This window comes from Sorangium sp. So ce1014 (assembly GCF_051521505.1).
Lineage (GTDB): Bacteria > Myxococcota_A > Polyangia > Polyangiales > Polyangiaceae > Sorangium.
Map to the genome: position 1 here is coordinate 9,361,589 of NZ_CP150356.1, position 14,511 is coordinate 9,376,099.

The following is a 14,511-nucleotide window of genomic DNA, read 5'->3' on the forward strand; positions in this document are numbered from 1 at the left end:
GGCTGTACGAGCACCTGCTGCCGGTCGTCGGCCGGCGCGGGCGGCGCGCCGTCGCGCTCCACGCTCACGGCTACCGCAGCGCCGGACCCCGGCTTCGTCGGCTTGCTCTTCGGAGGTTTCGGCCATGACCTCGTCGCGCTCGCCGCTGGCACACGCGACACCACTGCGGCGCGCCACGACGAGCGCGGCGCGAGCACGCCGGACAGGCGCAGCAACGGCTAGAGCGGCTGGCGCGACGCCGCCGAGGGGTCTCGGCCCTGCCGGGCGCTCGTTTCGATGCTCCCGCGTGGTCTCGACCAGGCGCGAAGGCTCCGCTTGAGCCGATGGCCTGGTCGAGACCAACTCATTTGTATGAAATGATCCATTTTTTTTGATCGGGACCTGTTCCCGGCCCGAAAAGATCCTCCGTGATGGGTCGTGACCTCTCCGCGGCCTCGTCACGGGTACTGGTCAATTTTGACCAACCGACCAGCCGCAGCCTTGACGACTGGACTGGGCGCCGACGGGATGGTCAGGCGCTGATCCATGGCAGGTATGTCATACCTGGTGCCGCGTGGCGTCGTCCGACCGGCGCGGTCCGCCCGACTGCCTTACGACAAACCGTACAGTAGTAGTGTACGCGAGCGCGTAGATTGAGCACGACCCGTGCCAAGAGGCCCACCTGCTTGGGTTCGCCCGATGGCACTAGCGCAAGTGGAAGTGGAATTTTGATACGCCATGGCGTATATGCATCTGTAGACACTAGGCAAGAGGTAGATCATGGACGGAAACACAGGATCGGCAGCTCGCGCGGCAGAGGCGCCCGATAGGTCGTCCTCTATCCCGCAGGCGGCTCACAATGGGGATGGGGTAGCCAGGATGACGGCTTGGTTGAATAGTCTCCCCCCGCCGCTGGCTAAGTTTTACGCTGACCTGAAGCTCATGGATCCGAAGGGGCAGCCTCGACGGTAATGCTCATCGGGTGCCGCGAGCTCATAGATTTATGCACCAGCCTGGGACTCTCATCTAGCTGGGATGAGAGTCCTAGCGAACACGCGCTATTTCTCTGCTGGCGAGAGGCCAAGGACCTTGCAGGACCTTACCCAAGCGCCATATCCGGGGCTGCGGCCATCTTCTACTCGCTCAGCAAGAACGTGGTCAGTCTCGGAGACGCGTGCGTGCAATTTCCTAGCATGGCTCTGGTTTACCAGCTTTCCATCGATGGCTTGAGGTTCGCAAGCCCGGACCCCGAAGAAGTGCGACGCATGCAAAACGACATCGATGATGCTGCATCATTCGATGATGTAGTGTCGTGGCTCCGAGCGCAGCCGATGGTGCCTTTCGAGCAGGCTTAAACCGAGAACATCTGACGCAGCGGTGGCATAGGCTCAATTTTGACCAACCGGCTCGTCGTCGTGACGCTCGATCCGATGTCGAAGCCACGTCATCAGCGCGACCTCCTCCTCCACGTCCCACCCGTACCGCTTCATGAGCTCGATGTGGGCTAGGTGCGCCTCCGGGATCACCTGCATCATGAGGTCGTCGGCGTCCTCGCGCAGGTAGACGTCCGCCTCTCCGCGCTCCGCACGGAGCTCCACGCTCACCACCATCCGCGCGCGCTCCGCAAGGACGAAAGAGCCCACGGCGGGCACCTCCGAGAGGTGCGGCCGCTTGGTGATGGCGTGGCCGCCGTTCTCCAGCATGAGCCGCACGCGCATGCTGCGACCCTACCACGAGCCCATCGAGGCCCGCGTGCGCCAGCAACCGACAGCGCGAAAGAGCCGTCAAACAGGCTGTAATCGCGCACGCGGGCTAGGACATCGCGCGTCCGAGCCACACGGAAACGCCGAGAAACATAGGCGCTCGGTGCTATCTTTCCAGGGTACTTAGCAAAGCGCCCTGTCCCCGGCTGGTCCCCGGAGACAGGGCTGCAACACACCCTGTGGTGGCCCACAGAGCGCTCGTCGCAAGGCGCAGCATGGGCCGGCCAATGGAGAGAGGCAAGCCCCTGCATGGCACACGTGCTGCCCATGGCGAAGCGCGTCGAGGTCGTCGCGCATCTTGTCGAGGGAGCCGGCATCCGGCCCACGACGCGGCTCACCGATGTGAGCAAGCCTGCGATCCTGGCGCTGCTGCTGCGCGTCGGCGAAGGCTGCGAGCAGCTGCACAACCGGCTCGTGCGCGACGTCGACTGCCTGACGGTCCAGGTGGACGAGATCTGGAGCTACGTGCAGAAGAAGCAGGCGCGCGTGCAGCCGGGCGACTCACCCGACGTCGGCGAGGCGTACACCTTCGTCGGCATGGCGAGCGCGTCGAAGCTGGTCATCAGCTACCGCGTCGGGAAGCGGGACGAGGAGAACACTGCTGCGTTCATCAAGGATCTGCGGGCCCGGCTGGTGACCATCCCGCAGCTCTACAGCGACGGCTGGGCGCCCTACGTCGCTGCCGTCGGCGGCGCGTTCGCGCTCGCGGGCTCGGTCGACTACGCCCAGGTCATCAAGCGCTACAACCGGAAGGCCCGCAGGGACGACGATCACCGCTACGAGCCGCCGCGCGAGCCGTTCATCACGAAGACGCCGGTGTTCGGCGTGCCCGACATGAAGCGCGCCAGCACGAGCCACGTCGAGCGCCAGAACCTCACGATCCGGATGCACATCCGCCGGTTCACCCGGCTCTGCAACGGGTTCAGCAAGCGCCTGCCGCACCACAAGGCGGCCGTCGCGTTGCACATGGCGTTCTACAACTTCTGCCGCCCGCACGAGGCGCTGCGCGTGACGCCCGCCATGGAGGCCGGGCTGACCGATCACGTGTGGAGTATCGAGGAGCTCGTCGCGGCGGCGCTCTCCGAGGCGCCCACGGAGCCCCCGAAGCCGAAGACGCTGAAGCTGCCGGAGCCGCCCGCTGGGACGCCTGCGGCGCCAGCACGGGCGCTGCCGAACGGGAAGGGGTGGCTCCGGCTGGTTGGGAGTGCGCCGGCTGCGCCTGCGGCGCCTCCGCCCGCTCCGGAGCCTAGGCCGATGAGGCAGTTGAGTTTGTTCGACGAGCCCGAGTAATCGCGGCTTGTTTGTGGATCGGCAGCGATCCATACTAGGAGATGTTACGCGACCTAGCGCTTCGCCCCCAGGAGCGACTCGAAAGCCACCCGGTGGCATGCCGAACCCGCAAATCTGCGGCCGACAGTCTCGTCTCCGACGAGAACCTTGCCCCTTGCAGGCACATCAAGTATCGTGCCAGGCCGCATGGCGGACCCCGAAGACGGTGTGGACGATCAGCGCATCCAGATGTTCGAAAAGCATCTGAAGGCCCTGGATGTGACTATTCCGAACTGCCCAATATGCTCCAACGAAAGATGGGCATATATGGGAGTATACGCCGTAATGCGCGTAGTGGCCCACACGGCCAAGGATGGTCAGCGGCCGCCAACGTCCCGCCTCGGGAACACTGGGATGCCAGCGCTGACTTTCATGTGCGAACGCTGCTGCTACGTGATGCAGTTCTCGCTGGGCGCCATCGAGCGGGTGACCGGCAATGCCTGATAGTACAAATCCCGCCACCGCAGTCACGGAAATGGTCAAGTCCATTCAGCGCCAGGGCACCGGAGGCGTCGTCCCGGTACTGCGCTTCACCAAAGCGCAGTATGACTGGGACATTACGACGACGAGCGTTACCGACATGACGCCGACGGCCGCCAATGCGTTCGTTGAATCCGCGCGATTCCAGTATGCTGTGCCTGCGGAGGAAAGGACAAAGCAGGCTGCGGAAGAGACCAAGCGCGCCGCGGAGGAAACCAAGCGCGAAGCAGAGGTAACAAAGCGCGAGGAGACGCTAGCGAAGCACCAGACCTTCCGACACATCTTCGTATTCGCCGCCGTGATCGCTGGCCTGGGTGTTGTTGCATTGCGTGAGAATTCCGGCGCGTCCGTTGCGGCACTTGTTGCCGTCCTCGGGGGTATCTACGTTGTAGATCGAGCGATCGATCGCTGGAAAAGCAAGGCTCTTCCCAAAGGCGAAGAGCCTAAACAACTGGAATGACGAAGGCCCCCGTTCGTCGCTCACCGCCGCCGTCTAAGCTTCCGAGCGAGGCGAGCCCGCGCGAGCCGCAGGTGTCTACCTGTCGTGGCGCACAAAGAGCCGGTCGATGGCGTCGAGCGCCTGGATGGCACCGAGTGCCTGCTGGGCCGCTGCGCGCTCGGACTTGGTTCTGGCCGCGATGAGGGCGCCGAGCACGGCGGCCCCGAGTTTGTCGCGGTTCCAGGGACGCACGCCGCGAAGATCGGCGAGCGCGGGCACCTCGCTGGCGATGAGGGAGAGGTCCTCGTCGCTCAGCACGCGCTTCTTGAAGTCGGGGCCGCTCATCGGCGCCACCTCCGGATCCGAAGAGCGAGCGCTTCGCGCGCGATGCGCAAGCGGCTGGCCGCCGTGTGCGGGTTGAGCCCGTGCTGCCGGGCGTACTCCGCCAGCGTCTCGGGCGCGTCGACGATGAGCAACGCCTCGACCTGCCACGACGGCAGCTCTGCAAGCGCCGCCAGCACCTCGCGAGCCTGGAGCTGCGCTTCCAAGCTCGGTCCCATGGGCTCGCGGAGCAACCCGAGCGGCTGCGCATGGAGGACCGTGTGACGAACCCACGCGCTCGCGAAGTACTTCGCGGCCTGCCGCCAAGCGATTCCGTGCAGCCAGGCGCGCATCGCTACGCGCGGCTCGACCCGGGGGTCCGGTCGGTAGCGCCCACCCTTCACAGCCATCCAAGCGCCCATGAGCGCCGCCTGCTCCACGTCCGCGCGGTCGCGCTTCGGGATGCCGGCGAGCGTCGCGCGCACGATGCCGCGCTCTGCAAGGATCGCCTGCATCGTCGGGCGCTTCCGGGGATGTCGTGCGGCAGGCGGGCTCTGCGCCCCCTTCCGCGGGCGCCTCACCCGGATCTCCCGCAGCTTGGGCAGCGGTCAGCCGCGACGAGCCCGCCGAGCAGCTGCTCAACGGTGACGCCGGCCGCCTTCGCGGCGCGCTGTGCGGTCGCAGGGGAGCCGTTGTCTCGGCCTCGGGCGATGCCCTGGAGGCTCACGACGGACATGCCCATGACCGAGGCCAAGCAATCCCAGTCGCCGTATGCGGACCTGAGGTTGTGCAATGCGGCACGCAGCCGCTTGCGCTGGGTAGGTGTAAGGGAGAGACAGGAGGCGGAGCGGCGACGGCGCGCGGGCGCACGTTCGCCTTGCCCACCGTCTGGCGGGATCAGGTATAGCTGCACTGTCGGACCTCGTTAGCGCGGGGTTCGGCCACGCAGCCCGGGGTGGTGAGACACCCGCGGGCTGCACTTGCTTACGGCCGAACCTACGCGGCGAGATCCACAGTCGCCACGCGAATCAGGCTATTTTGACCACTTCGGGTCAAAACTGACCATTACCTCGTCACGAGCGCCGGCGTTGGTCGTGACATCTGGGACACCCTCTCTTGGGCCGGCCGGGTGTGTGTGCCCTGCATCTCCGCGCGGGCGTTCGCCGAAGGGCTGGCGCGGCCTACGGAGAGCCGCAGCAGGCCGGCGTAGCCGCAGCCGCAGCCGGCCGGCGTTGTGGCGGCGCCCCGCTTGACCGGCCCGGCGCCCGTTTCGTAGCATCCGCCCCGCATGAGCGCCGCGCGATCTCCGGCAGCGTCGACGCTCCTCCTCGACGAGCACTTCGAGGCAGGCGACGACCGGTTCGTCGACGAGGTGCTCGTTTCGGAGGCGGGCCGCAAGCTGAAGGCGCTCGCCCCGCGCTGGTACGCGGACCAGCGCCCGTTCGCGCGGCGCACGCTGCTCCGCTACATCGACGACGGCTGCGACCGACCGCACCACCGCGCGCTCGTCAAGGTCCTTTACAAACTCGCCGAGCAGGCAGGAGACGACGAGGTCGTCGGCCACTTCATGGTCGCCTTCGACCGCCTCGTTCGCCGCAAGCTGGTCAAGGTGCCCCGCTACGACTGGCAGACAAGGACGTCCCGCGACGAGCCCTGCCTCGTGAACGATACCCTCGCGCCCGGCCGCCTCCCCCCGGGCGACGTCGAGTCGCCGCGCTTCTCGGTGCGGACGCGCCACTACCTGCGGCGCCGCGCGTTCCGCTACTTCAGGCGGCTCGGCCGGCGCGACCCCGCCCGCTACGGCCGCGCGGTCCGCGCTGCGCTCGCGCTCTACCGCGACGAGCACCTCGACAGGCCCGAGCGCCTGCTCGACGCCTGGGGGTTGCTCCACGCGCTCTACTGGGGCTCGCCCGTCCTCGATCGCCTCCCGCGCGGCGTTCGCCTCGCCGAGGGCGCCGCCCTCGCCGATCTCGAGCCCGCGCCGCTCTACCCCGAGGCGTGGCAGGGCGCCTTCGAAGAGGTGCTCGGCCTGGTCACGGCCGCGAGGAGCCGCACGGTCCGGGCGTTCGCCGTCGGGCTCCTCGGCCGCGCCTACGCCGCCGAGCTCCGCGGCCTGCCCCTCGCTCGCGTGCGCGCGCTCCTCGAGAGCCCGCACGACGAGGTCCAGACGCTCGCCGCCAGCCTGCTCCGGCAGATCCCGGGCCTCGGGAGCCTGCCAATCGCGGACTGGCTCTCGCTGCTCCAGACCGAGAACGCCGCGGCGCTCGCCTTCATTTGCGAGGCGGTGGTCGAGCACGTCTCGCCGGCGCGGCTCTCGCTCGCCGAGTGCGTGGACCTCGCCCGCGCGCGCGCCGCGCCGGTCGCGGAGCTCGGCCTCCGCTGGGCGAGGACGAAGCCCGTCGAGACCGCCGCCGATCTCGACACGATCGCGCGCCTCGCGACCGCGGGCGCCCCCCGCGTCCGGGAGGAAGCGGTCGCGTGGCTCATCGAGGTGCTCGGGCGCTCGCCCCACGGCCAGGCCGAGCTCGTGCGCGATCTCCTGGACTCCCGCCACGAGGACGTCCGCGCCCGCGCGCTCGAGCTCCTCGAGGCCGACCCCCGCTTCCGCGACGACACCGGCCTGTGGGCCGCGCTGGCCGAGACGCCCCACGCCGACGCCCGCGCCTTCCTGATCCGGCACCTCACCGCGCGCAAGGCGGCCCTCGCGCCCGAGGCGCTGCGGCACGTGTGGGCGGCCGCGCTGCTCGCCGTCCACGGCGGCGCGCGCGACAAGCGCGCGGTCGTCAGGCAGATCGCGGACCGCGTGGTCGCCCGGCCTGGCGAGGCCGACGCGCTCTTGCCGCTGCTCGGCGTCGCGCTCCGCAGCGTGCGCCCGCCCGAGCGGCGCGCCGCCCTCGGCGCCCTCGCCCGCGCCGCGTTCCGCGCCCCCGCGCTCCGCGACGCCATCGCACGCAGGCTCCCCGAGCTCCGGCTGTTCGCGGGGGAGGACGCGGCGTGAGCTTCGATCTCCGCTACCTCGGCAAGAGCGGCGTCAAGGAGCTCGGCGGCGGCGCCGCCCTCAGCTTCGCGCCCAACCTCGCGCGCCCCAGGGTCTTCTTCGACGGCGAGCTCGCGCGGCCGGTGCGCTTCCGCGAGGCGATCAGCGCGCTCCACGACGTCGTCGTGGGCGATCTGCGGCGCCGGCCGAAGGATCGCTCCGCCCACGAGGCGTGGAAGCAGCAGGAGGCCGAGCGCGAGGCCCGGCTCCGCCAGGAGATCCACGGCGAGGCCATGAAGGCCGAGCTCGCGCGCCTCGCGAAGGTGCCGCTGCCGCCGAACCTCGAGGCCGACTTCCGGGCCATGCACAAGGTCTACTGGGGCGCGCGCGTCCGCTGGGCGACGGAGCTCGCGCGGAACGACCCGGAGCTCTTCCGCCACCTCGTCCCCTGCGATCCGGTCGTGACCGTCGCGCCCGATGTCGTCTTCTTCGAGTGTTTCTCCAAGGACGAGTCGAGCTACGGCTGCCTCTCGGTCGATCGCGACGCCTTCCGGGGCGCGCAGGACGCCGGCCTCGGCACGACGAACGTCGACTACTCGCTCGCGCTCTACGATCACTTCCAGACGCTCCGCAGCTACCGGCCGACGCGGCTCCTCGTCGATCCGACCGGCTTCGAGATCGCGGTCGACGGCCGCGGCGACTACCGCGAGGAGAAGATCGACCTCCCGCCCTCGTGGTTGCGCGGCTTCGGCCAGCTCCAGGCGGCGATGTGCCTCCCGAGCCGCAAGGTCGACGTCCCCGTGGAGGCGGCCTACTCGCTCCTCGCGCACCTCGATCGGCACCGCGAGCGCACGGGCCCGCGCAGCCTGCGCTTCCAGCTCACGCCGGGCCAGGCGCCGATCCTCGTGCTCGACCCCTGGGGCGTCTCCATCCCGTGCCGCGGCGTCACCTGCGACGACGTTCCCGCGGCCGCAGGGCCCCGGCTGGGCGCGGGGGGGTCCGGCCCGTACCGCTCCGGTGCGCCGAGGGGCGCGGGGGCGACCGAGGAGATCAAGGTGTGGGGGAGGCGCCGCCTCTCCGCGCTCGCGCGGCTCCTGCCGCTCGCCGACCGCATCGAGGTGCGGCTGCTCGGCTCCGGGCTGCCGAGCCTGTGGATCGTCACCATGGGCGAGATGCGCTTCACCCTCGCGCTCTCGGGCTGGACGGCGAACGACTGGACCTCGGGCTCGCACCTCGACGTCATGGCGGACGCCTTCACCCCGGACGCGCAGCTGGCGGACCGGGTCGTGCGCCACCTGGAGAGCGTGCGGCGCGCGTCCCACGGCGAGCTCGCCGTGTCGCTGGGCGCGCCGGACGACGCGCTTCGCGGCGCGCTGCACCTCGCCGCGAAGCAGGGGCAGGTGGTTTACGACCACGCCGCGGAGTGTTATCGCTGCCGCCCGGTGATGCCGGTCGCCCTCTCCGACGCGCTCCTCGGCCCCGAGCCCCCGGAGCTCGCGGAGGGCCGCCGCATCGCCCGGGGCGGCGTGGAGATCGCGCGGGACGAGGCCCTCTCCGGCGGCCGCCGCGTCGTCGTGGCGAGGGCCAAGGCGACGAGCTGCGAGCTGCTCCTCGACACCGACGGCGCGATCAAGAAGGCGAAGTGCAGCTGCTCGTACTTCTACAAGAACCGGCTGCGCGCCGGCCCGTGCCGGCACCTGCTCGCGGTCAAGCTCCACCTGTCCGGCCGCGGTGACGCGGGGCCCTCGCCGGAGCCGGCGGAGGCCGCGCCGGGCGGCCCGCGGGCGACGACGGCCGCCCCGCGCGGCGAGGCGGTGCCGTTCCCCGCGGAGCTCCTCGGTGAGATCGAGCGCGCCGCGGCCGCCCGGCAGGCGGGCCTCGCGGAGGTCGTCGAGGCGTCGTGGGACCTCGCGTTCGAGCGCATCCAGGGCTGCCGCTCCTGGGCCGAGGCCCTCGCGCTCGGCGGGCCGGAGGCGGAGCGGGCGCTCCGCGCGCGCGAGCTCCACGCGCCGGTCGTGAGGACGCTGGCGGTCCACGCGGCCGTGCTGGCCGAGATCCGGCGCGTCGCCGCTCAGTTCAAGGCGAGCCCCGCCGCGGTGGTGGGCCTCGCGTGGCTCGTCGCCAGGCGAGCGACGAAGTGAGGTGCACCCCAGACCTGCGTGTCCAGTCCTGCAAGGAGGTCCGTCCGCTCGAGCCCAACATGCTGCGGCGCTCCGCCGTGGTGGAGGTTGTTCTTCCATGCATCCCCACACCCGATGTTCTTTGGGCGCCTTTAGCACCTGTGCGGTTCCACCCAGAGGGACCTGACGGTCCTGGAACCGCACAGGTGCTCGGCGCCTGGGTGATCGGGCGTGGTCACGAGCAAGTAGTCGGGCGGGCGGGCTTCCTTGGAGGGCTGGACCGGGGGCTGGCCAGCGGAACGGTCGAATGGGCTTCTGGGACAAGCTGAAGACGATGCTCGGCCTGGGCGGGGCCGAGCCGGGCGAGCAAGCGCCGGCCGGGCCCGCGGCCGCCGTGCGGCCGGCCGCCCGCGCCGGGAAGCCTCGCGCCGCGGCGGCGGGCGCGACGCCGCGCCCCGCGGATCCGTACGACGCCCGCGGGATCCTCGGCCTCTCCGCAGACGAGCTGCGCAGGCGCGCGCTCGAGATCAACCCGTACAGGACGGCCTGGATCGGCCGCGTGGACACGATCCCGCCGCAGAGCGACGAGCGCACCGCGCTCATCGATCGGGGCCTCATCCTGCGCGGCCTGCTCACCGAGGCGCAGATCGCCGAGATCCACCGCGTCGGCGATCTGTGGCTCACGCACCAGGACGCCGCGCGGCTCGCCGGCGCCGCCGCGGCGCGCTCGGCCGACGAGGCGATCGAGCGGCTCAAGCGCGAGAAGCTCGCCCGCAGGGAGGAGAAGCGGCGCCAGAGCGCCGAGCGCAAGCGGCAGCGCGCCGAGGCGGTGGCGCGACGCCGGGCCGAGGACATCATTTATCTCGGCCCCGACGTCTCGGCGGGCCTGGCCGACCGGCGCTCGCTCGTCGAATCGCTCGTCGAGCGCGGTTTGCCCGTGCTGTCCACCCCGGCCGACCTCGCCCGCGCCCTCGGCGTCGCCGTCCCCCGCCTGCGCTGGCTCTCCTTTCATGGCGAGGCCGTCGAGCGCCCTCACTACGTGTACTTCGACGTCCCGAAGCGCTCGGGCGGGACGAGGCAGCTCGCGGCGCCCCACGCCTCTCTGGCGGCTGCGCAGGCGTGGGTCCTGCGCGAGATCCTGGAGAAGCTGCCCGTCGAGGAGCCCGCGCACGGCTTCGTGAAGGGGCGCTCCACGGTCACCAACGCGCGCCCGCACACGCGTCGTGACGTGGTCGTCAACCTCGACCTGTCCGAGTTCTTCCCGACCATCACGTTCCCGCGGGTGCGCGGCGTCTTCCATCGGCTCGGCTACTCCCCGGCGGTGGCCACGCTCCTCGCCCTGTTCTGCACCGAGCCGCCGCGGCGCCCGGTCGAGTACGACGGCCAGCGCTTCTGGGTCGCGGTCGGCGATCGCGCGCTGCCGCAGGGCGCCTGCACGAGCCCGGCCCTCTCGAACCAGGTCGCGCGGAAGCTCGATCGGCGCCTCGCCGGCATGTGCGCCCGCGCGGGCTTCACCTACACGCGTTACGCGGACGACCTCACCTTCTCGGCGCCCCCGGGCAAGCGCGGCGACATCGCGATGCTGCTCGCCCGCGTCCGTCATATCGTCGAGGAGGAGGGCTTCGCCATCCACCCGGAGAAGGGCCGGATCCAGCGCGCGGGCGGGCGGCAGGTGGTGACGGGCGTCGTGGTCAACGACAAGCCCTCTGCGCCGCGCGAGGAGGTGCGCCGCCTGCGCGCGATCCTCCACGGGGCGAAGAAGACCGGCCTCGCCGCCCAGAACCGGCGCGGCGTGCCGGACTTCGAGGCGCACGTGCGGGGCAGGATCGCGTACGTGCAGATGATCGACCGCGAGAGGGCCGCGCCCCTGCTCTCGGCCCTCGACGCGCTCACGGGGTGAGGGGGTCAGACGCGGGGCTGCCGGTCACTCGAGCTCCTCCCTCGGCGTCGTGAAGAGCGGGAAGCAGCCAATGCTGAGCTTGCCGCAGGGCCCCTCGAGCAAGTCGGCACCCCGGTCGGTCTGCTCGTAGTAGTCCATGGTGAGCGCGCTGCACTCGGGGAGCACGTTGAACGAGTACGCGCGAAATTCGGCGGCACACGCGTCGATCTCGGCGATCGTGGCCGTGCACTGCGTCGGCGCCCCGCAGGGCGCCGCCTCGACCGTCGCGATGACCTGCTCGATCATCGATTCCACCTGATCCGTATCGGCCATGCACTCCTCGAAGTGCTCGGAACAGCGCGCCTGCAGCCCGGCGTCGTCCGCCCCGGGCTCGTCCCCGTACATCGCGCCGAGCACGCCCATCATGCGACACAGGTGCTCCGGGGTCAGCCTCTCGGCGCTGCAGCGGCGATATCCCCTGCACGCCTGCTCGACCTCCCCCGGCGAGAGCTCGCTGACGAGGGCCGACGTGTCGAGTCCGGAGCAGGACGCCTCGCCATCTCCCCCGCCCGCCTCCGGCCCCGCCGGGCCGCCCGGCGTCGCCCCTTCGTCGTCGCCGCCGCAGCCCAGCCCCGAGAGACCGCATGAAAGGCACATCCCCACCACACAAGCCCAGAACGTCGATCGCATTCTCACGCCCTCCCTTCGAAGGAACAAGGATTGAGCTCCGCCCACCGGCAGAGCCACCCTTCCCTACGCAGGGCCGCCGTCACTTCTGCCCTGGCGCGACCGTCACGATGCTGCTGTCTGCGCACCGCGACGCCGGGATCTCGACCCCACGCGTGCACGTGCCGGGTCAGAACTCGGAGATCGTCAGGACCACGGGCTGGCTGACGTGCGCTCCGTTGGCCGCCGTCACCTGATACTCGCCGGGGTCATACCCGTATTCGAGCAAGAGGCTGCGCAGGGTGTAGGATTCGATAGGGACGCTCTCGTCGACGCCGTTTCCGGTGACGCGCACGGTCGTCACGCCTTCGACGAAGTTGTCCCCGATGACGTAGATGGGGGAGAAGACCAAGCTCTCCAGCCGGTCCGTCCTGAAATGCCGGAGGGATCGAAATCGGGGTCCTCTGGCAAGGTGATCATCCGCCGGTCGCGGATCTCGGCGAACCCGTCGTTCAGCTGCTCCTGGGTCCACGTGGGGGCGCAGCCGCCTTGCAAGCTCCCGGGCGGCCCCTTCATCTGATGCACCGTGCGTGGACCGTCGGGCAGCTGGCAGCTCCCGTTCGCCTCGGCGTCCGCGTGGTGCAGCAGGGCCCCCTTGTCGGAGCTGTCGATGTCGAGATCCGGATCGGGGTGGGCGCCGCCGCCGTCGCCGCTGCCGCAGGCCGCGGAGGCGAGGGCCACGGCCGCGACACAAGCGAAATTTGTCAAAGCAAGATACGACTGTCTCATGGATCGGCTCTCCCTGCGTGCGAGACACGAAGCATCTCGAGGATGAACAGCCGCGCTCGGAGCCTACCGGGTCGCACGACGTAGGGCCCAGCAGCCCCTGAAGGCCCCTGAGGACTGGAAAACGACGCTTCCCCGACAACTCCAGCCGTCTGGATCCCGAGGCCCGGCGCGATCCTGCGCCACGGCTCGGCTGTTACCTGGTGAATGCTCGCGAGGTCGGTCGTCCTTCGCTCGAATCGCACCGGACCTCGAAAGATCCAGGACGTCGTCCGGTACCGCGAGCGCCGCGTACGGACCGTCGCCCCCGTCGGAACCGTGCGTCATGTCCCTCGGACCGGCCGTCGCGTGCGTCGGAACGAGCCGTCAGGTGAGGTGGAACACCCCGCCGTGTGGCCCGCGATGCCAGCCACGAGCTCGCTCGCCGCTCCACCGATCCCGCAGGGCGGCACCGAATCCTCGTGCCACACGAGCGCAAAGATCGGATAGATGTGGACGAGGAGGGAGCGGACACATGAAGGATACGCCTGTCTCGAGCAGCTCGAGGGCTGCGCGAGCAAAGGGGCCGGAGGGCGCGCTTGTGGAGCGGATATTTGATGTGGCGCCGACCCCCCTCTGTGTCCTCGATCTCAGGGACAGGCGAATCGTCGCCTGCAATCGCGCGTTCGTCCGCGCGCTCGGGATCGGCGATGATGCGACGGAAGAGCTCGGCTGGGAACCCCTGCTCTCTCGCATCCACCCCGAGGATCTCGGCGCGTCAGCGGTCTACGTGGAGCAGCTCAGGGCGGCGCGAGACGGCGAGCCCATCGGGTGCTCGCTGCGCGCGCAAGGCGCTGGAGGAGGCGGGCGCGTCTTTGCCGTGCGCTGCGTGGTCCTCGCGCGTGGCGACGACGGTGAGGCGCATCAGGTCCTCGTCTCGGCCGAGGACATCACCGAGCGAGGGCGGCGCGAGGTCGAGCTGCAAAAGAACGAAGCGCTGCTACAGGCGTTCCTCGAGCACATGCCTGCCATGATGTTCGCCAAGGATCGCGACAGCAGGTACATCGTGGCCAACGCTCAGTTCGAGCGGTTCCTGGGCCTTGCGCCGCGCAGCGTCCCTGGCAAGCGAGACCACGACATCCTGTCCGAGGACATCGTCGCGCAGGTGAAGGCCGCGGACGACCAGGTGAGGAATACCGGGCTCGCGACGGGATTCGAGGAGATCGTCCCTCACCCTACAGAAGGGGTAAGGATGTTCTATTCCGTCAAGTTTCCCGTTCACGGTCCCGGCATCCCGGAGGGGACGGTCGGGGGCGCGGCCATCGACATCACGGCCCTCAAGCAGGCGGAGGCCGAGCGCCAGGAGGCCCAGCTGGCGATCATCACGGCGCAGCAGGCGACCATCCGGGAGCTCGCGACGCCGCTCTTGCCGATCGCCGACGGGGTGCTCGTCATGCCGCTCATCGGCACGCTCGATCCCGAGCGGGCGAGCCGGATCATCGAGGCGTTGCTCGAGGGGGTCAGCGCGCACCAGGCGACCATCGCCATCATCGATATCACGGGGGTGAGATCGGTCGACGCCCAGGTGGCGGAGGTGCTGTTGCAAGCCGCTCGTGCGGTGAGGCTGCTCGGAGCGAGGGTCGTGCTCACGGGCATTCAACCGGCCATCGCACGGATGCTCGTCGACCTCGGTGTGGACTGGCAGGGCCTCGTCACGGAGGCCACGCTGCGCGGCGGCATCGATTATGCGCTGCGGACCAGGGAGCGCAGAGGGGGTCCTCTCGCAGGCTGAG

General features: G+C 70.0%; 12 protein-coding genes. 6 read left to right on the forward strand and 6 right to left on the reverse strand.

The genetic code is table 11. The features are described 5' to 3' along the window. Positions 1-1,367: 1,367 nt before the first annotated feature. Positions 1,368-1,697 carry a hypothetical protein gene (locus WME75_RS35490; RefSeq protein ID WP_437477846.1) on the reverse strand — a complete coding sequence of 110 codons (330 nt, stop codon included), beginning with the start codon at positions 1,695-1,697 and terminating at the stop codon, positions 1,368-1,370. Positions 1,698-1,991: 294 nt separating this feature from the next. On the opposite strand from WME75_RS35490, the gene WME75_RS35495 reads away from it, so the two are divergent. Further along, a complete protein-coding gene (locus WME75_RS35495; protein ID WP_437480306.1) occupies positions 1,992-3,032 on the forward strand; it encodes an IS1 family transposase in 1,041 nt (346 codons plus the stop codon). 514 nt (positions 3,033-3,546) lie between these two features. Then, on the forward strand, positions 3,547-4,011 hold the full coding sequence (locus tag WME75_RS35500; protein ID WP_437480309.1) for a hypothetical protein: 465 nt from the start codon (positions 3,547-3,549) through the stop codon (positions 4,009-4,011). A 75-nt stretch (positions 4,012-4,086) separates the two neighbouring features. Here WME75_RS35500 and WME75_RS35505 read toward each other — a convergent pair whose 3' ends face one another. Together WME75_RS35505 and WME75_RS35510 are read right to left on the reverse strand one after the other, a co-directional pair. Next, positions 4,087-4,335, reverse strand: a complete 249-nt coding sequence (locus WME75_RS35505) for a hypothetical protein (RefSeq protein WP_437480312.1) — start codon at positions 4,333-4,335, stop codon at positions 4,087-4,089. Then, positions 4,332-4,892, reverse strand: a complete 561-nt coding sequence (locus WME75_RS35510; protein WP_437480314.1) for an RNA polymerase sigma factor — start codon at positions 4,890-4,892, stop codon at positions 4,332-4,334. The genes WME75_RS35505 and WME75_RS35510 overlap by 4 nt, the downstream gene beginning before the upstream one ends. Positions 4,893-5,599: 707 nt before the next feature. Between WME75_RS35510 and WME75_RS35515 the strand changes: the two genes are divergently transcribed. The 3 genes from WME75_RS35515 (at position 5,600) to WME75_RS35525 (ending at position 11,308) form a co-directional block, all read left to right on the forward strand. Next, on the forward strand, positions 5,600-7,309 hold the full coding sequence (locus WME75_RS35515; RefSeq protein WP_437480317.1) for a hypothetical protein: 1,710 nt from the start codon (positions 5,600-5,602) through the stop codon (positions 7,307-7,309). Then, positions 7,306-9,429 (forward strand): SWIM zinc finger family protein, encoded by a 2,124-nt coding sequence (locus tag WME75_RS35520; protein WP_437480318.1) that lies wholly within the window; start codon positions 7,306-7,308, stop codon positions 9,427-9,429. Before WME75_RS35515 ends, WME75_RS35520 begins: the two co-directional genes overlap by 4 nt. A 286-nt stretch (positions 9,430-9,715) precedes the next feature. Continuing rightward, entirely contained in the window at positions 9,716-11,308 is a 1,593-nt protein-coding gene (locus WME75_RS35525) for a reverse transcriptase family protein (protein ID WP_437480321.1), read from the forward strand. 24 nt (positions 11,309-11,332) lie between these two features. Here the strand turns inward: WME75_RS35525 and WME75_RS35530 are convergent, their stop codons facing one another. The 3 genes from WME75_RS35530 to WME75_RS35540 all read right to left on the reverse strand — a co-directional run bounded on the left by WME75_RS35530 (position 11,333) and on the right by WME75_RS35540 (position 12,694). After that, positions 11,333-11,977: a hypothetical protein gene (locus WME75_RS35530; RefSeq protein ID WP_437480323.1), complete on the reverse strand. Its 645-nt coding sequence runs from the start codon at positions 11,975-11,977 to the stop codon at positions 11,333-11,335. Between the two features lie 166 nt (positions 11,978-12,143). Then, positions 12,144-12,317, reverse strand: a complete 174-nt coding sequence (locus tag WME75_RS35535) for a hypothetical protein (protein WP_437480326.1) — start codon at positions 12,315-12,317, stop codon at positions 12,144-12,146. Next, a complete protein-coding gene (locus WME75_RS35540) occupies positions 12,314-12,694 on the reverse strand; it encodes a hypothetical protein (protein ID WP_437480327.1) in 381 nt (126 codons plus the stop codon). Before WME75_RS35540 ends, WME75_RS35535 begins: the two co-directional genes overlap by 4 nt. 559 nt (positions 12,695-13,253) lie before the next feature. Here WME75_RS35540 and WME75_RS35545 point away from each other — a divergent pair. Then, positions 13,254-14,510 carry a PAS domain-containing protein gene (locus tag WME75_RS35545; RefSeq protein ID WP_437480330.1) on the forward strand — a complete coding sequence of 419 codons (1,257 nt, stop codon included), beginning with the start codon at positions 13,254-13,256 and terminating at the stop codon, positions 14,508-14,510. Position 14,511: the final 1 nt, after the last annotated feature.

Bases quoted from the DNA above. Each gene is read 5' to 3' on its own strand.
- WME75_RS35490 (WP_437477846.1), bottom strand. From the start codon at position 1,697: ATGCGCGTGCGGCTCATGCTGGAGAACGGCGGCCACGCCATCACCAAG.
- WME75_RS35495 (WP_437480306.1), top strand. From the start codon at position 1,992: ATGGCACACGTGCTGCCCATGGCGAAGCGCGTCGAGGTCGTCGCGCAT.
- WME75_RS35500 (WP_437480309.1), top strand. From the start codon at position 3,547: ATGGTCAAGTCCATTCAGCGCCAGGGCACCGGAGGCGTCGTCCCGGTA.
- WME75_RS35505 (WP_437480312.1), bottom strand. From the start codon at position 4,335: ATGAGCGGCCCCGACTTCAAGAAGCGCGTGCTGAGCGACGAGGACCTC.
- WME75_RS35515 (WP_437480317.1), top strand. From the start codon at position 5,600: ATGAGCGCCGCGCGATCTCCGGCAGCGTCGACGCTCCTCCTCGACGAG.
- WME75_RS35525 (WP_437480321.1), top strand. From the start codon at position 9,716: ATGGGCTTCTGGGACAAGCTGAAGACGATGCTCGGCCTGGGCGGGGCC.
- WME75_RS35530 (WP_437480323.1), bottom strand. From the start codon at position 11,977: ATGCGATCGACGTTCTGGGCTTGTGTGGTGGGGATGTGCCTTTCATGC.
- WME75_RS35545 (WP_437480330.1), top strand. From the start codon at position 13,254: ATGAAGGATACGCCTGTCTCGAGCAGCTCGAGGGCTGCGCGAGCAAAG.